Source organism: Sphingobacterium sp. Mn56C (assembly GCF_049319645.1).
Lineage (GTDB): Bacteria > Bacteroidota > Bacteroidia > Sphingobacteriales > Sphingobacteriaceae > Sphingobacterium.
The window spans coordinates 67749-93145 of sequence record NZ_JBMOUC010000008.1; the positions used below are offsets into that span (position 1 = coordinate 67749).

General features: G+C 41.0%; 20 protein-coding genes and 1 tRNA gene. 5 read left to right on the forward strand and 16 right to left on the reverse strand.

Annotation, left to right across the window (positions count from 1 at the left end; genetic code table 11):
- Positions 1–350 precede the first annotated feature (350 nt).
- From ACL9RF_RS16100 to ACL9RF_RS16110, 3 genes are all read right to left on the reverse strand, one after another.
- Positions 351–3293, reverse strand: a complete 2943-nt coding sequence (locus ACL9RF_RS16100; RefSeq protein WP_422801664.1) for a M16 family metallopeptidase — start codon at positions 3291–3293, stop codon at positions 351–353.
- Between the two features lie 259 nt (positions 3294–3552).
- Complete coding sequence (locus ACL9RF_RS16105) at positions 3553–4179, reverse strand: AcvB/VirJ family lysyl-phosphatidylglycerol hydrolase (protein WP_422801665.1); 627 nt, start codon at positions 4177–4179, stop codon at positions 3553–3555.
- A gap of 80 nt (positions 4180–4259) precedes the next feature.
- The gene (locus ACL9RF_RS16110; protein ID WP_422801666.1) at positions 4260–6857 is read right to left on the reverse strand and encodes a phosphatidylglycerol lysyltransferase domain-containing protein; all 2598 of its coding nucleotides are present in this window, start codon (positions 6855–6857) and stop codon (positions 4260–4262) included.
- 920 nt (positions 6858–7777) lie between these two features.
- Between ACL9RF_RS16110 and ACL9RF_RS16115 the strand changes: the two genes are divergently transcribed.
- The 3 genes from ACL9RF_RS16115 (at position 7778) to ACL9RF_RS16125 (ending at position 9908) form a co-directional block, all read left to right on the forward strand.
- Positions 7778–7859: transfer RNA gene (locus tag ACL9RF_RS16115), tRNA-Leu, on the forward strand.
- A gap of 77 nt (positions 7860–7936) precedes the next feature.
- Positions 7937–9271, forward strand: coding sequence for a trigger factor (locus tag ACL9RF_RS16120; RefSeq protein WP_422801667.1), 1335 nt, complete (start codon positions 7937–7939; stop codon positions 9269–9271).
- 70 nt (positions 9272–9341) lie between these two features.
- Positions 9342–9908 carry a GNAT family N-acetyltransferase gene (locus ACL9RF_RS16125; RefSeq protein WP_422801668.1) on the forward strand — a complete coding sequence of 189 codons (567 nt, stop codon included), beginning with the start codon at positions 9342–9344 and terminating at the stop codon, positions 9906–9908.
- Between the two features lie 75 nt (positions 9909–9983).
- Here the strand turns inward: ACL9RF_RS16125 and ACL9RF_RS16130 are convergent, their stop codons facing one another.
- The 3 genes from ACL9RF_RS16130 to ACL9RF_RS16140 all read right to left on the reverse strand — a co-directional run bounded on the left by ACL9RF_RS16130 (position 9984) and on the right by ACL9RF_RS16140 (position 13521).
- A complete protein-coding gene (locus ACL9RF_RS16130; protein WP_422801669.1) occupies positions 9984–10697 on the reverse strand; it encodes a pirin family protein in 714 nt (237 codons plus the stop codon).
- A 76-nt stretch (positions 10698–10773) separates the two neighbouring features.
- Positions 10774–11343: a Crp/Fnr family transcriptional regulator gene (locus ACL9RF_RS16135; RefSeq protein ID WP_422801670.1), complete on the reverse strand. Its 570-nt coding sequence runs from the start codon at positions 11341–11343 to the stop codon at positions 10774–10776.
- 33 nt (positions 11344–11376) lie between these two features.
- Positions 11377–13521, reverse strand: coding sequence for a prolyl oligopeptidase family serine peptidase (locus tag ACL9RF_RS16140; RefSeq protein WP_422801671.1), 2145 nt, complete (start codon positions 13519–13521; stop codon positions 11377–11379).
- A gap of 95 nt (positions 13522–13616) precedes the next feature.
- Between ACL9RF_RS16140 and ACL9RF_RS16145 the strand changes: the two genes are divergently transcribed.
- Positions 13617–14384, forward strand: a complete 768-nt coding sequence (locus tag ACL9RF_RS16145) for a UDP-2,3-diacylglucosamine diphosphatase (protein ID WP_422801672.1) — start codon at positions 13617–13619, stop codon at positions 14382–14384.
- Between the two features lie 29 nt (positions 14385–14413).
- On the opposite strand, the gene ACL9RF_RS16150 is transcribed toward ACL9RF_RS16145, so the two are convergent.
- The 7 genes from ACL9RF_RS16150 to ACL9RF_RS16180 form a co-directional block, all read right to left on the reverse strand.
- A complete protein-coding gene (locus ACL9RF_RS16150; protein WP_422801673.1) occupies positions 14414–14605 on the reverse strand; it encodes a hypothetical protein in 192 nt (63 codons plus the stop codon).
- Positions 14606–15120: 515 nt separating this feature from the next.
- Positions 15121–16299 (reverse strand): metallophosphoesterase, encoded by a 1179-nt coding sequence (locus ACL9RF_RS16155; RefSeq protein WP_422801674.1) that lies wholly within the window; start codon positions 16297–16299, stop codon positions 15121–15123.
- A 486-nt stretch (positions 16300–16785) separates the two neighbouring features.
- The gene (locus ACL9RF_RS16160) at positions 16786–17814 is read right to left on the reverse strand and encodes a cytochrome-c peroxidase (protein ID WP_422801675.1); all 1029 of its coding nucleotides are present in this window, start codon (positions 17812–17814) and stop codon (positions 16786–16788) included.
- A 62-nt stretch (positions 17815–17876) separates the two neighbouring features.
- Positions 17877–18746 carry an MbnP family protein gene (locus ACL9RF_RS16165; protein WP_422801676.1) on the reverse strand — a complete coding sequence of 290 codons (870 nt, stop codon included), beginning with the start codon at positions 18744–18746 and terminating at the stop codon, positions 17877–17879.
- Between the two features lie 63 nt (positions 18747–18809).
- On the reverse strand, positions 18810–19178 hold the full coding sequence (locus ACL9RF_RS16170; protein WP_422801677.1) for a hypothetical protein: 369 nt from the start codon (positions 19176–19178) through the stop codon (positions 18810–18812).
- A gap of 3 nt (positions 19179–19181) precedes the next feature.
- Positions 19182–21170 (reverse strand): TonB-dependent receptor plug domain-containing protein, encoded by a 1989-nt coding sequence (locus ACL9RF_RS16175; protein WP_422801678.1) that lies wholly within the window; start codon positions 21168–21170, stop codon positions 19182–19184.
- Positions 21171–21174: 4 nt separating this feature from the next.
- The gene (locus ACL9RF_RS16180; protein WP_422801679.1) at positions 21175–22098 is read right to left on the reverse strand and encodes a hypothetical protein; all 924 of its coding nucleotides are present in this window, start codon (positions 22096–22098) and stop codon (positions 21175–21177) included.
- A 15-nt stretch (positions 22099–22113) separates the two neighbouring features.
- Here ACL9RF_RS16180 and ACL9RF_RS16185 point away from each other — a divergent pair, with 15 nt between their 5' ends.
- Entirely contained in the window at positions 22114–22254 is a 141-nt protein-coding gene (locus ACL9RF_RS16185) for a hypothetical protein (RefSeq protein ID WP_422801680.1), read from the forward strand.
- Positions 22255–22284: 30 nt separating this feature from the next.
- Here the strand turns inward: ACL9RF_RS16185 and ACL9RF_RS16190 are convergent, their stop codons facing one another.
- From ACL9RF_RS16190 to ACL9RF_RS16200, 3 genes are all read right to left on the reverse strand, one after another.
- Positions 22285–22581, reverse strand: a complete 297-nt coding sequence (locus tag ACL9RF_RS16190) for a hypothetical protein (protein WP_422801681.1) — start codon at positions 22579–22581, stop codon at positions 22285–22287.
- Between the two features lie 329 nt (positions 22582–22910).
- Positions 22911–23444, reverse strand: coding sequence for a hypothetical protein (locus tag ACL9RF_RS16195; protein WP_422801682.1), 534 nt, complete (start codon positions 23442–23444; stop codon positions 22911–22913).
- A gap of 463 nt (positions 23445–23907) precedes the next feature.
- A complete protein-coding gene (locus ACL9RF_RS16200; protein ID WP_422801683.1) occupies positions 23908–24831 on the reverse strand; it encodes a DMT family transporter in 924 nt (307 codons plus the stop codon).
- Positions 24832–25397: the final 566 nt, after the last annotated feature.

Here is a 25397-nt window from a genome sequence, read left to right on the forward strand (position 1 = left end):
TATGTATTGGCAGATATTCCGATAGTTTAGCAAGCTAGGAATAGCTAAATCAAAGGTATACAGGCATGCTATACCCATCATGTACAAAAAAAGCATAATGATGGACAATTTTATTTTAAGGCTACTGCAGTCTGGTTTTTTAAAACGTTGGGTATATATAGGGAGAGGTGACGACAGAAAAGTACAGTACCAAAGGCAGGTATTCAGACAGGCCTGTTACTGCGGATTTAACCTACATAATGATGCCTGGAATTTTGAAAATCGGATAGCGGAACAAGCGGGCGCTTGCAGCGGAGTTACGTTTTCTTATAAAAAAAAGAGGCCATCATTCTGACGGCCTCTTTGGGGTATTAGTAACCAAATATTTGTTCGAGCGTTAGTTTTTTAAATTCCCCTAACTTACCCAAATCCTCTGGTTTTAGATTTGTTTCATCCCCTACGATACAGTACACATAGGGTTTATGGCTCAGTTCTTTTTTATGGAAATTTTGGATAGCCGAAAAAGTAAGGTTCGGCACCTGCTCAAATACATTCTTACGGATATCGGTTTTATTGCCTAATCGTTGTGCCTGCAGGTAGCTGTTTAGAATACCGGCATTCAGCACCCTTTCGCTGGCAATAGATTTTAACAGACTTAATTTGGCGGTTTCAAAAGATTTCACCGACTCGGGCAAATCATTAAGAAGCTCATTCATGCCCTGTACCGCATCGGTAAACTTATCGCTCTGTGTTCCTACATAGGCACCAACGAAATATTTATTTTCTTTTTTCGCCGGTTGTGCATAGTACGCATAGGTAGAATAGGCCAACGCCTTAGACTCCCGAATCGTTTGGAACACAACAGACCCCATGCCACCACCGAAGTAGTTGTTGAATAAGGATACCGTTGGGGTTAATGCGGCATTGTAAACTTCTGAATTCCGCAGCCAGAATACCTCTACCTGCTGCATTTTATATGTCGCAAAGAGAACCTGATTTTTATCTGTGGCAATTTCTTTAAATGCTGTTGCCGCCGGAGCCTTCGAAAAGACCGCATTCGTCGCTTTTAATGTTGGCAATACCTTTACCAGATCTTGCACCTTCTTCGGACCGAAGTATAATACGGTATATTCCAAATTAGCTAGGTCGTGTAATACATTTACCAAATCCTCGGCCTTTATTTTATCCAGTTCTGCATCGGTGAATGTATAGTTAAATGGATTATTGGCACCATAACGAGCATAAGAACGTAATCCTTCCATAATTTTAGCCTTATTTTCCTTCGCATTGATACGCGATTTTTTCAGGCGGTCGATATAAGCTGAAAATGCTTCCTGATCTACGACACTATTTTTCAACAAATCGTGTAGCAGGTTTACCGACGCTGTAAAATTGGAGTTTAGACCCGATATAGCGATGCTAGTTTCTTCATTTCCGGAAGATACCGAAAAGTCTGTCGCCAACTTATAAAACTCCTTACTGAAATCCTCACTACTTTTGGTTTTCGTACCCAGGTATTCCAAATAATTAGCCGCTAATCCTAACAATTTATTGTTCCAGTTACCGATATTATAGCGGTAAATCAAACTAAACAATTCATTGTCTTTATTTTCTACAGCAAGCACGTTAATATCCTTTAACTTACCCTTTTGTACATCCTTATCAAAGTCTAACCACACCGGTTTAATGGCATCCTCCGGCATCGCATTAACCTTAGCCAGAAAATCAGACTCTGCCTCTCGGTTCACAGACACGGGTGTAATTTCAGGTTTTACAACCTTTACAACATCCGTATCCTGCCCCTGGCGTTTGTAAACAGCCACATAATTTTGGTCGTTTAGGTACTTGTTTGCAAAATCTACAATATCTTGTTTGGTTACTGTTGCCAACCAATCCGTGTTACGTAACTCATTTGCCCAATCCAATTCTGATGTAAACGTACTCATCAGCTCCTCGGCACGGCTCTTATAACTATCGTTACGAGAGATCTGTGCTTTACGCTCGTTGTTTACGATAGAGGTAATAAGATCTTCAGAAAACTCCCCCTTACGCAACTTTTCAAGCTGCCCTAAAAGCAAAGATTTTACCTCATCTAAAGACTGCCCTTTGGAAGGGTTTCCTTGCAAGATCAACATGGAATAGTCTTTTAAGATATAAGGGAACGCCCCAGCTCCCAAAAGCTTCTGCGATTTCACTAAATTTAAATCGATAAGACCTGCAGAACCATTGGTCAAAATGCTACCCAAAAGGTTTAACATCTGCGCATCCTTACTTGCAGCACCTGGAAAACGGAAGCCCAAGAAAAGGTACTCCGCATTTGGTCCTTTCACCTCGCGTACAATTGGTGCCTGAATTGGTTTCTCGGCATCAAAAGTATAGGCCGGTATAGGTTTATTCTGCATGTAAGCGAATGCCGCATCAATTTTTTTGATAACCACATTCGGGTCAAAGTCTCCCGACATAATAACCCCCATATTATTAGGCACATAATAGGTATTAAAATATTCGCGAATAGCTTTTAAAGAAGGGTTTTTCAAATGATCTACCGTACCAATAACTGTTTGCTTACCGTAGTTATTATTCGGAAACATGGCTTCAAACATGGCTTCGATAGCCTTTCTATTGTCGTTATCTAAACCAATATTTTTTTCCTCGTAAACAGCTTCCAGCTCGGTATGGAATAAACGTAAAATAGGATTTCTAAAACGTTCTGCTTGTACGGCCAAAAACTTGTCTACCACCGTACTCGGGATGTCCTCGATATAAACCGTTTGCTCGAAGGAGGTAAAAGCATTGGTGCCTTCAGCGCCCATGTTGCCCATCATTTTATCGTATTCATTGGCGATAGCAAACTTTGCCGCTTCACCAGACACTTTATCGATATCGCGGTAAATAGCTTTTCGGGCATCCGCATCGGTTGTGGCATTATACTTTTCGTACAAGGCATCAATTTGATCTAACAAGGGTTTTTCCTTTGCCCAGTCTAAGGAACCGAATTTATCCGTCCCTTTAAAAAGCATATGCTCTAAGTAATGCGCCAACCCGGTATGATCTTTCGGGTCGGTTTTACTACCCGCCTTAGTAGCAATATAAGTCTGAATTCGGGGTTCTTTTTTACTCGGACTCAAAATTACGGTTAACCCATTTTTTAAGGTATAAAAGCGTGCGTGTGTAGGATCATTGCTCACGTATTTGTACGTGTAGCCGGCCTCGGTTTCCTGTTTCCAATCGTAAGCCTTCTGCTGTGCCCAAATCTGTCCCGAAGAAACAACAATCAGTGCAACAACAAAGATTGATCTAAAAGTTTTTATCATATCTATAGTACTACTAAATTAACATTAATTTTTACAGCACCCTTTTTAAGCAACTCGCGTTAAAAATTGAAAAATTAACTAAAATCAAATTTACTTGAATTTTTCTCAATAAGAAATAAATGTATGGATTAATATTTGCACAACCAGCGCAGCATAGCGACCTATAAATCAGCTAATCGCAAAAAAATAAAGGAACCAGGAATTGCAAAAAAAATGAAATGCAACCCGCAATATGGCAAAACCTATACGGTAGGTAAACTTAGTTTTTGAAGCAGGCCATAATCTCTTTGGCTAATAACCGGGCATCGCCATCAAAATGATGGCCCCCAGGAAGGGTACGCTTATGCAGTTTAGGCAAGGCAACTTTAGCGAGAATGGTATTCGCATCCTTCTCGCCCATAACAATACACAGGTTGGTGCTGGTCATTTTATTGATTTCCGCAATTACATCCATAGACCTTTTTATCGGACTACGGCTTAGCATATCCGAAAGGTGAATTTCTAAATCTGTAGACTGCGATGGCTCGACCATAACCGCTTGTTTAAGGTGTTTTAGTAAATCTTGCGGAAGGTTGTTCACCAAAAATGGCACCGCATCTGCACCAAAGGAATACCCTACAAGTATAAAACCACGCTGGAGCTGCCCCCTCAACTGTTGCTTAAGATAGGCTGATACATCGTTTACTAAGGTTGTTACTGTTTTTTTATTCCAGAAATACGATTTGGAATTTAATGTAACCACCGAATACCCCGACTGTACCATAGTTTCACAGAGGGTTTCTGAAAACTTATTCCAGCCGCCGTCGCCACTAAGATAAAACACCACTGGAAGGGAGGCGCTATTCCCTGCATAAAATTTTACGTCGGACGTACTAAACTGGGCCATACTTTTACTAAAAAATAAGAAGCTAAAAACTAAAGACAAAAACAACTTCATAAGAAACTTTTACCACAAAGAACAACCAACTACGGCAATGGTTTGACCACTTTGTTCAGTGCGGCGGGTAAATTAATTAAGTCAAAATCATTGTCAAAAAGTAGGTATTTATTTTCCCAGAGGGTAGCATACTTATCCTTAAACTCACGCAGGGTACGGTAATGTTTAAATCCGGAAATATTTTTTGCTACGAACTGCAATATACGTTCCACAGCACCATCCGGCGTATCTTCCGTTACCATCGGCACCAATCCAAGATTGATATAGCTGTAATTCTTTTCCCGTGCATAATCCACAAGCTTCACCATTAAAGCATCCATACTGCCACCGGGTGCATCCTCGGTTTTGCGTATCAGATCATACGTACATTCCCCTGCTGCATAATCTGGTATAATATTTAGGAAGGAAACAATCGTATTGTGCTCATCCTTTACCAGAATAACATCCTGCGTTGCAATACTTTCGGCATCAAACATCCCCTGCGAAAAAATAGACTCCTTTTTATCAAATGCTAACAGCCAGTTATCCGACACCTGCTGCAACTCTTTTACCAGGGTCTCCGACAGTGGAGCGTAACAAATTGCGGTGCTATACCCCTTTTTCTCGAGGCTGTTTAAACCATTACGTAATGACTTGCGTTCTTTACCTTCGAGTTTAAAGGAAGAGACCTCCAAGATGGCCTCCTGACCGATGACAATCTTTTTCTTTTTTAACGCCGAGAATGAAATCAAAGCATCCTCACTGACCCGATAGTACACCGGCTTGAATCCATTGCTATAACAGAAGGCCTCGAACTCCATAAGTACAGATTCTTTATCTTCCGGATCGCAAACCGGATCTTCCAAGACTACAGCAATTGTATTGGCTATGCGATAAGCGACAAAGCCCTCTTCATTTTCGGAAAAGAAAATCAGCTTATCCGAAGAAATTTTAAAATAATCCAAGGCCGACTGTCCATATTTCTCTAATACCTCCTTAGCCTTATTTACGGTATATGTCGATGTTTCATGTTGTCTAAATAAACGGGGTCGCACCAAAGCAAACATCAATAATAGCCAGCTAAACAGCCCTAACACCTGCGTAATACGTAAAAACTCTACTCCAAAGAGTGTCTGTGGTTGCAGCTCATCATCGGTAAAAAGCAGAAAACTACGCCCTGTATGGTAAATAGACTGCTCCCAGGTGAAATCGACGCCAAAATGACGTTTATCGATAAAGTAAAAACTAAGGAAATCAAAAATACAGATCCCAAGAAGGGCAATAAAAAAAGTAAAAAAACCTATACGCAACCATTCCGCACTACTTTTAATACGGTATTGCTTCCGGTTCATCCATAGCATCGCAATGGTAACCAGCGCTATTATAGACTCCTCATAATCTAATGCCTTGGCCAAATGACCGAACAACGAAAATATACAGCTTACCAGCGCTACCCAGTAGGCGGCACGGTATCCTTTGAGAAGGTACGCTGATGTAACCAGAAGCCCTAAACCCAACATCAATACCATAAGCTTGGAGGCATGTATAGCCTCGACAGGCAGGTAGAAACGATCTAAACGCAACCTATCCGCCACTGGCGGTGTAAGCACCGATATTACATTAACTACGCCTAAAACAAAGATTAATGCTGCCGGCAATAGCCGGGTAATAATCTCCTTTCCACGCCACATAAAAGATATAACCCCCATAAACAAGGGAAGCCAGAACTCGAAAATCCGGTATAATAGGGTAATACCCAAGGCATGCGCATCCGAATAGCCATAATTTTTAAAAATCAGAAGCATAGAAAACTCCACGGCACCAAGCCCCCGTAGAAAGGGGGAAACAATCATCAGCACCACGGATATGGTGTATCCAACAACCGCGGCTTCAAAAGAATGCAATAAGCCTAAAGCATACATACTAATAAAGACGTGCGTTATACCGCAAAACTCAATCAACGTGGAGGTGATTATCGTATATATAATATACTTTCTGTTTACTTTTGCGGAGAGCACGTTTTCAATACCTGTGGTTGTACCGGGAAATCGCTTATTGAGCCATAAATAGACCCCTTTACGGCGTTGAAACGACCATACCAACAGGAAAAACAACAACAATATGGCGCCTAATACGAACAAGGATAACGATGCATTAGCCACGTTACTGCTGTGCTGCAGCATGGTATATAGTATGACTGGCACGCCAATTAAGAATACCGTTAGCAGCCCTATGTAGCCATAAAGTGCGCTAGCTTGGTGGATCTGTACCTGATTCATACGCTGCTTACGCAACTGGGAGGTAGTATAGGCTAGCGCACTTACACCACCGGCAGGGAGAAATACACTTAAGAAGTTTCGTTTTAAAAACAGCTCTATAGCGTCGGTTATTTTTATTTTAAGGCCTATAGCTTTAAAACTAAAGACATACATAAAACCCTGCAAAAAAATATAAAGCGCTGTAATGCCGACGCCGACAAATATCCATTTGCCATCGGCTGCCCGCAGCTGCGGCATAATCGTCGAAAGCTCCTTACGTTCATTTCTGAAAAATACAAATGCCAGAAGCACGACTAAAACCGCTAATAATTCTTTCCAGTACAGTTTAGGTGAAAATTTACGTATGTTATCTTTGAACGTTTTTACCATATTGTTAGTGTTAAAGGCTGCGGCTGGCAGCTATTATCCTCGGGTTTAAGACTGTAAACTTAAAAGTCTAATATTAATAAAGTATTAACATATTTACAAGTAAGGCGTTAAGTTGTTTTACTACAACTAAAATATAGGTGCTGCTACCGTGATAACATGTTTAAGGTTGCTACATGCCAGCATTGCATTAGACGCTGGCTTATCCTTTCTTTTGTAAGCAGCATAGCGCTCGCGTAAAGCACAGCATAATCGTTGCCGGCCCGTATGCAAGGTACCTATTGGGTAAAAGAATATCCGGAAAACCTTGTTCCTTTTACATTTCCTTATATTCTGGTAACCTACACTGCTCCTAGCAGAATAAAACCAATTTATACCTGCAAACCCTGCATCAACAAGACGAGAGTAATCCTACAAGCGTAGTCAGCCCATTTCTATATGCATAGCCTTATCTGCATTAGGTAGTATATATACCTTTTGTCTTTAACTACACGGCCAAACGGTAGGAACAAAATTGTAAGGCATCCTCCTATTATAACGCCAATTTATTTTTCCACGACCGCTTGATGAGCCTAATCTTCATCCAAGACGTACCCTTATACAGAATATGGGTATTTATTTTATCGCTCCGGACGGGCAGGCCAAACGAAAAAACAGGTCACAAATCCAAAATGTGGGTCTAAAAAGGTCAAATTCTAACTTAGGAAGGGCAATAAAAAGGTTCCGAGATGCCAATAAATAGCCCAAAAGACCTCCAAATTCAGAAACGCGTCTTTTTTTTAGCTTTTTTCGTAAAAAAAATATCCTTGGTAATTAGACGTTTACCACAAAAAACAAAGAAATATCATTTTTTTTATGGCCTAGGTCTTGACAAATATGATTTTCCGCCCTATCTTTGTGTCACAATAAAAGTCCTAATAACTGCGGAAGTGGCGTAATTGGTAGCCGCACCAGACTTAGGATCTGGCGCCGCAAGGCGTGGGGGTTCGAGTCCCTTCTTCCGCACTTGATATCCTCCCGAACAAAATACATCGGGAGGATTTTTTTATTATAACGATTGCGAAAAAACGCTAAAGAAAAGTATGAATATTTCACATCAGAAAATCGACGACATCAACGCTAAGATCACTGTTGATTTAGCACCAGAAGATTATAATCCTGCAGTAGACAAAGCCATTAAAGAGCAAGCTAAGAAAGCTAAATTGCCAGGATTCCGTCCAGGAATGGTACCTGTAGGTCATATCAGACGTACATACGGTAAATCTATCTTATTTGATGAAATAAACCGTGTCGTAAACGAGAAGATTTCTGCATATATTACAGAAGAGAAATTAGAGGTTTTAGGGCAACCTTTACCTACTGATGGGGAAGAGGATCAAAAATATAACTGGGATTTCAAAGATAACTTCAGCTTTAACTACGAAATTGGTTTAGCTCCAGCCTTCGAAACACCATTTACTGCTGAAACAGAATTCACAGAATATGTAATTAAAGCAGACGCTGCTACTTTAGAAGAGCGTACTAAAAACTTACGCCGTAGCTACGGTAAAATGACGAATCCAGAAGTTTCTGAGGATGGGGATGTATTATACGCTACGTTGAAACAAGATAAAGCGGATGGTATTGAAAAAACAACCTCTATCCGTACGGATGTTATCGAAGATGCTAAAATTAAAAAGGCTTTAGTAGGTCTTAAAAAAGAAGATACAGCTAAAATCGACGTTAAAAAAGCATTTAAAGTTGCTGATTTAGCTCGCATCTTAGGTATTTCTGAGGAAGAAGCTGAAAACTTGGACGTTACTAAATTTGAGTTGACAGTTAAAAACATCAACCGTTTGGAAGAAGCGGATCTTAACCAAGAGTTTTTCGATAAATTGTTCCCGGATGGTGATGTTACTACGGCTGAGCAATTCCACGAGAAAGTTAAAGAAGAGGTTGAAAACTTGTTCCAACAAAATGCAGCGCAGAAATTACGTAACGATATGTATACTTTCGGTATGGATAAAGTTAACGTTGAATTCCCAGAGGCATTCTTGAAAAAATGGTTACAAGCAACAAACCCTAACCTTTCTGCTACAGAAATTGAAGAAGGTTTCGCTGACTTCGTTAACAACTTGAAGTGGACAATCATCGAAAATCGTATTGTTACAGCAAACAATTTAGAGGTTAAATACGAAGAAGTAATCGATTTAGCTAAGGAACGTATCTACGCTCAAATCAAAATGTATAATATCAATGAGGAGCCTACTGATGAGCAATTAAGCCAGTTCGCAATGCAGTTATTATCGGATAGAGAGCAAGCTAACCGTTTATTTGAAGAGGTGAAAGCGCTTAAAGTTTTCGATCACTTAAAAGGTGCTGTTAAAATTAAATCTGAAGATATCGACTTCGATAAATTCGAGAAGCTAGAAAAATAAGCTATTGCTACTAAATAGATTAAAAAGGTTAACAGTAATATGTTAACCTTTTTTTTTTAATTTCATTGTTATGATACAAATACGTAAAGCTAAACCGACAGATGCTACGGCTATTGCTCCTATTATGAACCTTGCCATGGCGGATATTACGCAGCAATTTGTGGGTGATTATGATACCGATGCTGCACTGGCATTTTTAGCACATTTTATTCAATTGCCCGAAAACCAATATTCGTATGAAAATATTTATGTTGCGGTGGAGGAAGATGAAATTTTAGGACAAATAAGCTTGTATCCGGGTGCTGATCTTCATCAGCTCCGTAAGCCCGTGCTCGAAAAAATGAAACTGGATTATGGTGTTACCTTTCCTATAGACGATGAAACCGAAGCGGGTGAGATTTATATCGATACCATTGCTGTGACGCCAGCCGCGCAAGGAAAAGGGGTGGGCAAACAACTGCTGGCTTATGTTAAACATCTATATGCTACAGAGCGTGGCGAAACCTTAGGCTTATTGGTGGATAAGGGTAATCCAAATGCCAAAAGATTGTATGTGAAGGAAGGTTTTATCGTTGTTAACGAAAAAAATTTCATGGGTACACAGATGGAGCATATGCAGTATAGTGTCTCTTTATAACCATAAAGCCGAAATTTAGACCTTCCATTGAGGTCTAAATTTCGGCTTTATACAATAGCGTTTGCATATCTGGTATTACAGCATAGGTACCTCGATAAACAATACAAAACTATCTTTATGGGTGCTGATCTCTACGGTATCCGTATCGGTAATACCGAGGGCATCTCTACGTTCCAAGAGCTCGCCTGCAATTTCGGCCTCCCCTTCCAAAACAAATACAAATAAACCATTGCCACTTTTCTTGAAATTGTAGGTCAAGCTGCGTTGGGCATCCAACTCTAAAAGGTGAAACCATGCATCTTGATGTATCCATGTACCCGCATCGTCTGGATTTGGCGATATAACCTGCTGAAACTTATTTTTTCTATCGGCAGGATCTAGCTGTATCTGATCATAACGTGGGGTCACGTTCTGTTTATTAGGGAACAACCAGATCTGCAGAAATTTTACCGGATCGACTTCACTGGCATTAAACTCGCTATGCTGAACACCAGTACCTGCACTCATTACCTGTATTTCGTTGACCGAAATGGTGCCATCGTTTCCCATACTATCCTGATGGGCTAATTTCCCTTCCAATGGAATCGAGATAATCTCCATATTATCGTGTGGGTGGCGACCAAAACCATTTCCCCCTTTTACATAGTCGTCGTTTAAAACACGTAACGCACCAAAATGAACGCGGTCGTTGTTAAAGTAACCTGCAAAACTGAAGGTATGGTGGCTTTTTAACCAGCCATGATTTGCGTATCCTCTGCTATCTGCTTTAAATAGAATTTTATTCGCCATAATATTATATCTCCTTTCTTTTCTACAAAAATAGACCTCTTTGCGAAGCAAATTCTTAACCTAGCATAAGAAATATCTAATTTTCTGCCCTAAGCTTACTTAAAAACTCCGGTGTAATGCCAATAAATGAGGCTACAGACTTTTGCGGTATGGTATGTATCAGTGAAGGATAGGATTCGCAGAACTTCGTATAACGCTCCCGTGCTGGCAGGCTCAGGTAGTCTATGGTGCGCTGATTGGATGCAGCAAGTGCGTTTTCTGCTAAAATACGGAAGTAACGCTCCAGCTTAGGTACCCGATCAAAAATACTAACCAAACAATCGCGCTTAAAGACCAGGACCTTCGTATCCACCAAGGCATCGATATTCAGCTCGCTGGGTTTACCCTTTACAAAACTGTACATATCTGCAATCCACCAGTTTTCAGGAGCAAATTGTAGAATATGTTCGAATCCGTTTCTATCGATAGCATAGGATCGTAAGCAGCCTTCGACGACAAAAGCTGTAGCATTTACCAACTCCCCTTCCCGGTGCAAAAACTGCTTCCGGGCAATAAATTTCTCCTTTGCCAGTTCGGCAATAATTACTTTTTCCTCTGCCGTTAACGGGGTTATGGAATGTATATGTGCTAAAAGTTTCTCTATCATAATTATTATTTGGAGGCTGTGCTTGCCTTAACCCTATAGTTCGGTGTACCCTAGGCCCATATTTTGCAACATAAAAGCCCATTTATCGGCATACTCCGCAATCTGCATCGCCGTAGACTTTCCTGCGCCATGGCCGGCATTGGTATCAATACGAATTAACACGGGATTTTTGCCGCTGTTAAACGCCTGTAGGCGTGCTGCAAACTTAAAGGAATGTGCGGGCACGACCCTATCGTCGTGGTCTGCAGTTAGCACAATGGTTGCCGGATAGGCAGTATTGGGCTTTAAAGCATGGTATGGCGAATACCGATGTAGGTAGTCGAACATTTCCTTACTATCATCGGCCGTGCCGTAATCGAAAGCCCATCCGGCTCCTGCCGTAAACTTATGATAGCGCAACATATCTAACACCCCTACAGCAGGGAATGCTACCTTAAACAATTCAGGTCGCTGTGTCATTGCTGCCCCCACGAGCAAACCACCATTAGAGCCACCAGCAATGGCCAGTTTTTCTGTGGATGTATATTTTTCGTTAATCAGGTATTCTGCTGCCGCGATAAAATCGTCAAAAACATTTTGCTTCTTCAGCTTAGTACCGGCTAGATGCCAGGCTTCCCCATATTCGCCGCCACCACGCAGGTTGGCGACAGCATATATACCACCCTGCTCGAGCAGGATTATATTTGCCGTGCTGAAGGAAGGGGTTAGACTAACATTGAAACCACCATAGCCATATAATAAGGTTGGGTTTGTGCCATCCAATTTAATTCCTTTTTTATAGGTTATAATCAGGGGTATTTTTGTGCCATCTTTCGTGCTATAAAACACCTGCTTCGACTCGTAAAGGGATGGATCAAACTGCACGCCTGATTTTTGATAAACTTCTGATTTTCCGGATGCAATAGTATACTTGTAAATTGTTCCCGGATTTATATAGGACGTAAAGGTATAGTATAATTCCGTATCCCCTTTTTTAGCGTTAAAGCCTGCGGCAGTTCCTATTCCTGGAAGCTCGACTTCACGCTCCAGCGTACCCTTTATATCGAACTGCTTCACTACAGATGTGGCATCTTTCAAGTAAGAGGCAAAGATCTTTCCGCCTGCCAATGCGGGATTCAGCACATATTCGGCTTCGGGAATAAGGTCTTTCCAGCCCTGTGGTTTAGGGTTGGATAGTTCGGCGCTCACAATTTTTCCTTTAGGCGCATTTAACTCGGTATAGATAAATAACCGATCGCCATCGTTGTCCAAGACAGCGTGATTTTTGTCGAAATTGTCTACCAGCGTAATAAAATCTGCGGTAGGGTTATTTAAGTCCTTTACGTACAATTCATTTCCCGATGTGGTATTGGCAGCAGAAATAATTAAAAAGCGCTCGTCTTCGGTTAAATGCGCACTTAAATACCGCCGTGGAGTCTTCACTCCGCCGAAAATAAGCGTATCCGTAGACTGGGCAGTATTGAGTTTATGAAAAAATACCTTATGCTGATCTGTTAAAGCCGATAGTGCAGAGCCTGATTTGGGTTTTTCATAGGCGCTATAATAAAACCCCTCATTGCCGCGCCATGCCAGCCCACTAAATTTTACATCGATCAAGGTATCGCCCACTATAGCCTTATCTGCGGCCTTTATGACCACCACTTTACGCCAATCCGAACCGCCCTCGGAAATCTGATACGCTAGCAGCGAGCCATCCTTACTGAAAGAGAGATCTGCCAACGAGGCTGTACCATCGGCAGAGAATTTATTCGGATCTAAAAATACCTCTTCTTTTCCAGTATCTCCTTTTTTACGGTATAATACCGATTGATTTTGTAAACCATTATTTTTAAAAAAGTAGGTATACTCGCCTTCTGTAAATGGCGCCGAGTATTTCTCGAAGTTCCACAGCTTCTCCAGGCGACTTTTTATGGCATTACGAAAGGGTATCTGCCCTAAATAATCTTGGGTAACTTCATTTTCAGCCTTCACCCAGGCCTTTGTTTTATCGGATAAATCATCTTCTAACCAGCGGTACGGGTCGGCTACTGTGGTACCAAAATAGGTATCTTCAGTGCCCCCTTTTTCGGTATCTGGATACGGCATTAAACGTATATTTTCCACGGGATCAATTTTCTTTTGTTGTTGACACGCTATCATGGCAATGGATAGCATTAAAAAACCAAATTTTCTGTTCATAATCGATTACCATTTTTAACAAATCTACTTAAATTATCGTACTTGAAGAAGTAAGGGTTTGTAGAATCCCTGTATTTTGGTAGTTTTACAACCTTATGCACAGCAGAAATAAGATATACTTTGCCTCCGACTTCCATCTAGGGTCCTACCCGCGTGACAATGCTGACCAAAGGGAGCGTATGATTGTAAAATGGTTGGATACCATAAAGCAGGATGCGAAAGCTCTTTATCTTGTTGGAGATATCTTCGATTTCTGGTTTGAGTATGCCACCGTAGTGCCCAAGGGATATATTCGTTTTTTAGGAAAACTTGCTGAACTCGCCGATGCAGGTATTGAAATAACCTTATTTAAGGGCAACCATGATATGTGGATGTTTGGTTACCTTAAAAAAGAAATCGGCGCTACCATTGTCGACGATGAACTTACCTTAACCTTAGATGGCAAAACGTTTTATATACACCACGGTGATGGCCTTGGCCCTGGCGATACCAAATATAAAGTACTAAAGAAATTTTTTCGTAGCCGATTTTGCCAGTGGTTATTCGCCCGTTTGCACCCTAACTTAGGCATTGGCATTGCCACCCGCTGGTCTAAACATAGCCGCCTGTCGAGTGCTGCTGAAGAAAAATTCTTAGGCATAGATAAAGAGTGGCTGGTGCAGTATGCAAAAGAAACCTTAAAACATACACATTACGACTACTTTATTTTTGGCCATAGACATCTACCTTATGAAGTAGAATTGCCGGGTAATTCCACGGTAATTAACCTGGGAGAATGGATTAATTTCTTTAGCTATGCAGTATGGGATGGTCAGAACTTAAAGTTGATAAACAATACCATAAAGCTACATAAAACGGTATAACACTTCCGTGTATTTTTATGCTACAGGTTTTAACTTAATTCTAAATCCTGGTATGGTGGAATGCTATCGCGTTTATCGGAAATTTGTCGGGTTAGGTTTTTAATTTCTCCATGCACGGCTTCAAACGAAAAGGATGGAATTGTAGCAAATACATCGGTCACGGCAACCGGATGTTTTTCGATAATAGGTGAAACGTATACCTTCTTTTTTTTATTATCCATTTTATCCTAATAGGGTTCTTGTTTAGTAAAATATTAACTACAATGATTTAACTATAGTGCAGTACAACAAATATACGGTATTTTGTAGATAAAAAACTACAAAACATAAAAAACAGCGTGGACAATAAGTGGACAAATTAAACAGTAAAGCAGCCTGACAGTGGAAGTTAACCTGTTTCTGATCTGCCCAATCCTAAAAAGTGGAGCAGCCATAAAACGGCAAATAGGCTGCTATATTTTTCGTGGAATTCCTTCTCCGAAATAAGAAATTATAGGATTAGCAGGAATAATACGATTGCAAGGCAATAGGAATATTAAGCTAACCTATAAAACAGGCCTGCAGTAGGTGTGCCCATAAAATATGGGAGGTATTAACGGAACGCAACAACAGCTAGGCAGGGCTAAAACAAAGATTAGCTTACGCTAGCCTAGCAAAAGCGGTTATAGATACGCTAAAGATGGATAAAACAACAGCGGTCATTTGATCCCATTACCGCTGTTGTACGTACTCTTGTCTAGGCCTTAGTTTTTAAAGTTAATACCGTAATTTCGGGCCATACACCAACACGCCCTTTTAGTCCGTGAAAACCAAAACCTCGGTTTACATATAAGTACTTGCCGGTACGTTCGTAAAGGCCTGCCCATTGTTTATAAAAGTATTGTATAGGGCTCCATTTAAAACCAAATAGCTCAATACCAAACTGCATGCCGTGCGTATGTCCGGATAAGGTAAGGTGCATATGTTGCGGGTGATCTACCGCAACCTCATCCCAGTGGGAAGGATCGTGCGACATCAAAATCTTAAACATACTTTTATCCACATTGGCGGTAGCCTTATTTAAGTCGCCGTACTGATGGAAGCCACCTTTTCCCCAGTTTTCAACACCTATTAAGGAGATTCGCTCGCCTTTATGGGTTAAAGTTACCGAATCGTTTAAGAGCAAGGTAAAGTCCATTTCAGCATGAGCCTCCTTCAGGCGCTTTAAGTTAGCCTCTTTCTGCAGGGTATTATCCCACCTGCTGTAATCGCCATAATCGTGGTTTCCAAGAATCGAGAATTTACCAAAGGGAGCTTTTAACAGCGAAAGGCTCTTAATCCAGGGGTCCACCTCTGTTGCCGTATAGTTTACCATATCCCCCGTAAACAGTAATAGATCGCTCTGCTGTGCATTTGCCAGGTCAATACCACGCTGCACAGCCTTTTTATTGGTCAAGCTACCGGCATGAATATCCGAAAGTTGTGTAATGGTAAAGCCATCAAATGCTTTAGGCAGGTCCGAGAAATACAAGGTTTCCTTACGAACTTGGTAAAAGTGACGCCCCTTTGTTAAACCAAAAACTATAAGCAGAAACATCAATACCGCGAGACCAACAACAATTTCGCTCAGCAAAATACTACGCGACGGAAAACCACGGAATATACGGGTGAAGTCTTCAAGTAGCAATAATGGGAACGAAAATACCTTGGGTAAGATAACCAGTAACAATGCGGTAATGATACCGGTAACATAGTGCTGTATGTCGACAACCTTACGCAGGAATACAATAGATAAAATACTGACCAATACTAAAATATCAATAAACCAATATAGATTATGGATTAGCGGACTGGCAGTCAGGGTGACTACCGCTTGATAAAAATAAATATCGCCTAAAACAAAAAGCAATAAAACGGGAACAATTCTCTGTAGCATATATTTGCATTATTTTTCTCTATTACTCGAATCTTATGCCAAAAAGACAAAAAAATAGAGGTGGCGCATGGGTTTCCGATTTTTAGGTAATAAATGAAAGTATACTGACAATACTCTATTAAAAGTCAAAAGGTAAAATAAAACAGTACTGGCAACTTGGCATGCCGATCCAGCGCCTGTCACTTGGCAGGTAGGTATAAGCCTGCCATATCTCTTTTTCAGTGTATTAGGTATACCCTACCTATATTTACCTGAATATGTAATGGTTTATGCTGTACATTGCCTATACGTCGAGGCATTTTTCCCTTAACGACCAAGGCATTACCCCGTTAAACAACCGGGTAAACATGAGGTTAAAGCAGTGCCATGATTTTTAGAACTGGATATCACTTTGCCAACCTTAACAGCACCACCAGCAACAACAATTATACGACGGATATACAGGTGATTAAACAGACCTGTACTGTAGGTTTAATCATACAGCAGCTATTTAGGGCCAACTTTAAAGGATTCGTCTGTAAGGCTGTGTAAAAAATCAATAAGATTATTTTTCTCCTGTTCGGATAAGGGGATACGGTTTCCATTTTGTTTTAATATAGGATCTAAATTCGCTGCTTCCAGCACCCCCTCATCCAAATAATCCAGTACCGCCTTTAAAGTAGGAAACTGTCCGAAACTACCATAAGGAGCTGTAACCTCCACATTACGCAGCGATGGCACCCTAAAGCGCATATAATCGTCCATTATTCCCGTAACACGAGCTCTACCGGCTTCCTCGGTGTCCGGGTTAACCGGGAAACCTATATTTCTAAAACTTTGATCGGTAAATAACTCGGTACTATGGCAACTTTGGCATTTCTCCTGAAAAATGCGGTACCCCATAGCTTCGGTGGCGGTGAAACTTTCGCCTTCCCTACGTTTTACCCTATCGTATTTACTGTTGGCCGAAATTAAGGTATAGAGATACTGTGCAATACTCCTGTAAATACGGTCTGGACTAATCGTATTATCACCAAAAGCACGTGTAAATAAGGTATTATACTGCGGGTCTGTATTAATTTTATCCATAACCGCTACAATAGAAGTATTCATTTCTTCATGCGTAATTATCGGCACTAGCGGTTGTTTTTCCAACTGCAGCAAATTCCCATCCCAATTATAAAAACGCATAAAAGCCATATTTTGAATCTGCGGCGTGTTGCGCAGTCCCACCCTACCGTAGATCCCTACGGCCTTCATTTCCTGATCTGTAAAAGCATAAGCCGGATTATGGCAGCTGCTACACGAAATACTATTGTTACCACTTAAGCGCTTATCATTAAATAATTTTTCACCGAGTTGCACGCCATATTTCGTGGGTTTATTATAGCGGAAGTAAGGATTTAATGCAGGGAAATCTGCTGGTATAGATAAATCAATTTCAGGATTGTTAAGTGGTAAGGAATCCCGTTTATCCTCCTTATTGCAAGCGATTATCAGGTAAAAAAACAGCAATACCAGTAGTACTTTTTTCATACTTATCCTAATATATTAAAACAAGGCTATAGGCACTAAGCCTATAGCCTTCTGTCTCAAGATTAATAATTTTCTATACTGCCAATGGAAAACATCCCCGAGAAGTCACTTTTACCATTTCCGCCCAAGTTATCCACAAACTTTAGCATCTGCACTGCATTATGGATATTCGGAGTAGCATTATCGCTATCCCCTAAACCGGTTGACAACCTAATGGTATGCGTCTTTCCTGTTAATAACTTATCAAAGTCTGCAATTATCGTCATACGGGCCGACTTACTACCGATGCTTACCGATGCCGGGAAATCCAGCGTAATATCGCGGTAGGCATCAACACCTTGGATTAAGTTTTCTTTCTTCCCCTGCACCGTGCTACCGGTATGGATAGACAGGGTTTTAAGGTCTGTATCGTAAAAACCTTCTACTTTTGTAAAACGATATCCGGAACCCCATTCCCACATCATCTCGGTATTATTCGCTCCTGCTGCGGCATAAAATTTTGGAAACCGTACCTGATCTAAAGTGTTTAATTCTGCTTTTACCCCTAAACCAAACTTAATCTGTTTATAATTTCCGGCCGGGATGTTCGACAGCACATAATCCAATGATGTTACATCGGCTTGATTGATAACCGCAGCACCTAAATCCAAATTATTCATATAATATGGAAATTCCATACCATCATCTTTTATCAAACGTATATTGCTAATTACATATTTAAGCTCCGAAAAGCGATGCTCCTGATTTTCGGCTGATGTATTTACCGATGCCGTAGCCGAACGGGCATCGCCTAAGACGATTGTTTTATCTTTAAAGGTATTATTAAAATGTAGGGTTATGTTATTGGCTATAGCATGCTCCTCATTTTTACTACATGCAGTAAATACCAGGGAAAGAACTGCAGCATAAAGGATTGTATGTAAATTTTTCATCGTATATTATTTGTTTGTTAATTGTGTAGCTATATTTTAAAGGCAAAGGCTGTAATTTGAACATCAGTTTACCAACGGTGGTGGACGAAAAATATCAAGGTCGGGAGCTACATAACCAGGTTCAATGTAAGCATATGCTGTTGCCTTTTCCATACTATCGTACCATTCCACTAATAATGGGAAAATATCTATCGGCAACATGTCAACCTGCGGGAGCTTCTTCCAGGAAGTCGCCTCCGAATTATCCGTTTCTTGCAACTGTTTTTTTAGGTGGCAGGTACCCCCACATTGCATTGCAGGCCGATATTTATTCACACAGTATTTTTGAGCTATAGCGTCCTTATTAAGTTTATAGTGCGCAATGATTACTTCTCGCCGAAAGCCGAAGAGCAAGGATAATACCATTAAAAAAGCACTAAAAACTATTTTCATACCTTAAAAACTAGCTTTTACACTGGTAAAAATATTGCGCCCCATACGTGGAATATTCCCCCAGTCGGCATAGGTGCTATAATATTTATTGAATATATTTTCGGCGCCGGCCTGGCAGACAAGGTTTACCTTATGCAGCTTAAATGTATAATCTACCGAAGCATTCCATATGTTGTAAGCTGGCTTTTGGATTTCACCATATACCGGACTAAAATTACGCTGTAGAAAATCACCATGCACCGAACTTTGCAGCCCAAAATTACGGTACATATAATGCAAAGCAGTCTGGTAACTTAAGGGACGAATAAAGGGTAAATTGCCCTTACTATTGTCTGTCGCACGCGCATAAGTTAGCTGTCCATTCCAATGTAAAGCCTGCAAAATGGCATAGTCCCCATTTATGGAGAGGTTAAAAATACGGGCATGCTCTAAGCCCGTATAGCCTTTTACGCCCACCGATTGATAATTCATGGGGCTACCCATACTTAAGATCCTGCCGATAATATAGTTTTGGATATAAAAATAGTTTACTTTAAAACCTATACCACCTTTGCTATTTTTTAAGCCTGCCGCGGCATTCAGCTCATAAGACACCTCATTTTTAAGATTAGGATTCCCGATATAATCGTAGCGGTCAAAGCTATTATAAATATAATAACCATACGCTTCGGATACAGAAGGGGCTCGATGTCCATAACCGACACCCACCGAGAAATCCACATTTTTACGGTTAAATTCATAACTAGCATTTAGGCTAGGCAGCGCTCTGGTTTTCTGTTGTGCAGCACCGGGGTGAAATATCCAGTTAAATTCGACGTATTTAGAGCGGTTATAATTCCAGCCCAACGAACCACCAACATGGACCCTGCTATTTTCCGAAATATCCCAGGAGTTACGCATCGCTAGTCCAGCATAACGTGTCGTTACCCAAGGCCAGCTATAGGCAAACATGGTCTTTTTAGTACGATCTTGCGGGTACATGGTCATTTCAGCTATAGCGACATTATCGTAAACATTCAGTTGAATATCCGACTGGTAAATTCCACTTTTGAGGTTTATCTTTGACAGCATTCCGTAGGTGCTGCTCCAGCCCGGCATATCCATATGCACCAGGTTCTCGGGCCTTTTCGTATCATCCATATAATGCTCTATCGCATTGAAATACACCTTCGTATCCCAAACTTTAACAACTCCTTCTTCAAACATTTGTTTGTAGCTTGCCGAAGTTATAAGCGCTCTGGAAAGCCATAAATCCATTGGCAATGCCGGAAAGCCCACATCATGTGCACGGTCAAAAATAGCATCTACACGCACTGCCGAAAGCTTCCCCGTCTTGTAGGCTAAACCCAAGGAGGTATTAAACTTCGTGTACTGCGAATGTTTTACGACCTGCCTGTTGCCATCGCTATAATTTCCGGCTTTACGAAAGGATATTGTCCCGTCTGCCACAAACTTGTCTCCAGAATACGAGAGACTTCCTAGATTAAAATATTGCTTGTTATTAAATTCAAACCCAGTTTGATAGGTCCCCTGAATCTTTTTCTCCAGACCAAAGGGAGTGCTGTTACGTTTTACGTCAATACTTCCTGCTACCGTAGCGCCATGCATGCTACCCTCTTGTCCAGATTTTACGTCTATGCCCGAGAGGGCATTGCTTTCCACATACGACGTTATGGGATCCATTTTGTCGGTACAAGCACCAAAAACATGCATCCCATCGATGGTAATAACAGAACGTTCGGAGCTCATATTATTCAACAGCGGCTCCCAAGCATAAGCACCGCGTTTTATAAAACTTATTCCGGCTGAGGAAGCTAAAAACTCGTCGACCGAAACCGCCATTTTAAGATCTGTTTGGATCTTCTGTTTGGCCTTTGCAACAACTTTTATCTCCTCTAGCCGACGCACACTATCCAGCAGTTTATCGTTTTTCTGAGCGTGCAACTGTGCTCCTAAAAGAGTGAGGCTAATGAATACGGTTAATCTCTTCATGCCGTTATAATAATACATCGATAAAAAGCTCACTTTTCTTACCCGCAACCCCCGGCGTAAAATCCTTAGGCACTGTGGTTCCTTTAATTATTCGTCCGTTTTGATTCAGCATAATAAAGTTTAAGGTCCAGTTTCCTGTCATGGTATAGTTTACAGTGCCTTCGTAAAAACCATTTTGTTGCTGCGTAAGATCCCTATTATTGGGCGACGAGTGGTTCCCCATCGAAGGCTCCGGCATTCGTGGATCCAATTGTAGCCTGTATCCCTTTACCTGGCTGTAAGCATACTGCTGTGGATCAGGAAAACTACCCTCAATTGTTGCTGATGGAGCTGCCGGCACATCATACCTATAGATACCCGCTATCAAGGTATTTTCCGATACCTGTGGTCGCTGTGGTGCTATCAGTGCGATATAATACTGCACATTATCATTACCCACAAAACTGGTCATATGCAGGTTTTTATTGTTTTGTTCTTGCACGGCAACACGCTCCTGATGGGTATAGGTTTTAGAACCTATGGTATATTTAAAATAAAGATTCCAATCCTTACTTGGTTGGGTAAATACAGCATACCCCATGTAGTAATTCTCCTCCGTATTGGACTCAAAATTGTAGGCATGCGGACAAGATGACAGGGTTCCATTTTGATTCAATACTGGAATAAAATTAACCGCTACGGGGAAGGTTTCTGTCGTATTTGCTGTAGGGATAACTATAAAGCGTAAGGCATTATAGCCTGTATAAAAAGTGCCATTCAGCGCTTGTACTTCAATATTAAATCCATCGATTTCAAAAGATAAAGCCGTTTTAAACACCTGATGCTCCGGAATATTACTACCTGTATCGGCTTGGTAATCTGTTTTTTCTTTGGTGCAGCCCGATAATACCGTGCAGGCTACCATAAGAAAAAGTATAACTTTTTTCATGCTAAAAACTTAAATGTGATCATTAGGAAAAATACGATAGGCAACAACAGCGCAGTAGCGTATGAGCAACGACTTATACCGGCATATACAGGTGCATACAAACCATCCTCGGCAGATAACCAAGGGGATGTAAGACTAGCTATACCCGAAAAGTAAACTAACTGATCAAATTGTTACCAAACTGGATTAACCAATTGGCGGACGAAAAATAGGGCTATTGTAGGCGAACCTATATCCAATCTGAAAGGCAGGAAAATGGCTTTTAAAGGGTTCGTCAGCAGGTTGCTGTAAGCTGAAAACCGTCTGTTCCTTATGCATATAAAGGGAATGGAATTCGTATACCACCAAATTTTTCTTGGTTTCTTCCTTCTCCTTCTCTTTAATTTTCTGCATCAGCACACATTGGCCATTACAATGCATCTGCGGACGGTCTTTATTTATACATTGAGCAATATAATCCGGGAGGTGTATTTGATAGTCCATCGCCATTACCGTACGGTAAAAAGATTGCAGCGTGAGTGCAAACAGTAGGACGTATGTAAAAAAACACTTCAAACTTAAATAATATTGTATGTAGTTAATGCGGTACAAAGATACAGAAACAATTACGTAGAAAATAAAACTGGGCTCAAAATTATTGAAACAAATTATTATACAAACACTTAATTAACATCGATAAAACCTAAAAATTGTCAATCGCATCCCGTAAGAAGCGAAATATTCGCTGATTTTTAGCCTTTATTTTTTTTAAAAAATTCCCTTTTCCAAGAGATGTATAGTACATGGTTGGCCTTCGCCAGCACAGGGTATCCTTAAAAGAGGTACGATAGGCCTGTACGCAAATACAAGGCTGGATTTTGCGTGCTCAGCCCCTCCATGGCAAAAGAGGGACCGACAAGATAGGTTAGTTGAAAGCCACTGTCTTTAATCTGTTGGCGTTTGCCCCAGAATATAGCTCCGCCCAATAGAAAGCTTCTATTTTTCGATTGCTGCAGTTTGTTCCATGGAAATAGATCTGAGAAACAGCTAACACCAATAAAAGGACCGTTATTGCCCATTTTATCCTCTGCCCTTACCTGCGCTTTGTCTAAGGCATAGTAAAATTTGTAATCTACAGCTACAGATGTTCTAAATTGTATGGCGAAGGTACCCAAGTAATAGGTTAAACCCACCCCTACTGCGCCCTCTAGCGTAGCTTTGCTTGCCAGAGGAATTTCTTTGGAATAATGTACTCCCGTTGGCAATAGCCCCATACTCCACCTGTTTATGGCCTGTACAAGGCGCTTCTGCGCATACCCCGTAGGTATCAATCCGATTAATGCCAGTAGCGTTAAAGAAATTCTCATGGTCACTCTATTCTTTCTAGTTTAAGGGTTCACCATCCCCACAGCCATATACATATATCCTCTATGGCGCAACGCCTATAAGCAAGGAAAGCATTCTTATGTGCTCCATCTGCTCCTGGCCGCGGCAACGCTTTGCTATTGCGAAGAGGATGAATGTATATATATCAATCAGGATTTTATTCGATCTACAAGTATATTCCTTTTTACCAAGACTGGCACCTGGCTAAAAGTATAGTGTTGCGGCATTCAGCATCCATTAAGGCCAGAGAAAGCTTAAATGACTTGTTTTTATTGGCCTCTCATAGCAGAAAAGAATAAGATATGCTGCAAAATGCAGTAATTAAACCAATGGTTAGTGTGCTTTATGTCTTATAGGTGCTTAATGCATTTTATAGGAAGGGATAAAGGGGCAATGTTGTGTACAGCGAGGTAGGACGACTGCCACAGGCAGACCCCTTTTCACTTATAAACTTTCTGCAGTGGGAATGCCTACGGGGGCACCATATTTTTTGGAGGTAGCGACACATACGACAACACATACGCATACAGCCAGCATGCCGACACTTATCTGTTCCTGTAAAAGCACGGCTACGATACCTAATCCAAAAAATGACTGCAGTAGCTGCAGCTGACCTACACGGGCAATACCACCTTGAGCTAGTCCGCGATACCAAAAAATAAAACCCAAAAACTGACTAAAAACTCCGAGATAGCCTACCCCAATCCAAGCGTCTGCGGATACGGTGGTTAGGGTATTCGGCATAGTATAAATTACAGCGGGAATAACAATAGGTAAGGATAATACCAAAGCCCAGGATATCACTTCCCATCCTGCAAGATTCTTAGCGAGCCTTGCCCCCTCTGCATACCCTAAACCACAAACTATTACAGCTGTTAGCATAATAAGATCGCCCATAACGGAGGAGTTCCCTCCTATGCTAAAGGCGTAGCCCATCACAAAGAAACTTCCCAATAGTGCAAACAGCCAAAATTTATACTTTACACGCTCACGTCCACGGATAACACCGAAAATAGCGGTGCTAATAGGAATCAACCCTACGTATAGCAACGAACGTGCAGAACTCATATGCTGCAGGGCTAAGGCACATAATAATGGAAAAACCAAAACTGCACCGGCGGCAACAATACCTATAGAGGCAAATTGCTTTCGTGTCGGTATTTTTGATTTTGCGATTAGTATAAAAAATAGAGCCAGTATGCCTGCAATACCGGCACGGGCAAAGGTTAAAAATGTTACAGGTAGGTCGAATACAGCTATTTTTGTTGCTGGAACGGTGCCACTAAACATGAGTACGCCGATACAGCCATTTATCCAGCCTGACCATGCTGTGTTTTTTGTGGCCCCGGTGATTGTCCTATTTTCCATATAACAAACTTAACGTGCTTACCACCGTAATTAAGGTAACAGTTGTCCGTTATTTTATGGACACAGTTGTGCTGCAGTCGCTACGTTATGCTGTATACTGCTTGAGGTTTGTTTAATAGGGAGAAGGTTACTTAAGGATTCTTTTAAGAAGATGACTGTAGTATTGTCGCATGTTAATGTTAAGGGTAAAGGGATTTGTATTGGAAATTGGAAATCGCAACTCCCAAAGCGTAAAACGTAAAGCGGCAGGAGCATTTAAAAGCTATCCTGCTCGGCTAATGGCTGAGCACCTTGGTACCTGGCTTGGCTATCCTCGTTTTAGCTTTATACACAATTTTGCCTGATTTATAGGGGACAGATCGTATGCGGAGGAACATGGGATTGGGGCATTTAAGATAAGGATTAGCGTATCCTTTTATTTAGCTAATATTGATCTAAGTTCTTTTACTGCAGCTAAATGCTGGGCAACATCTCAGTATACACAAACTGTAATTAATTACTGTTATGGTGGATCTATTCCTGCAATATGGAATGGTCATCCATTTTGTAGAGCATTGAATAAGGAT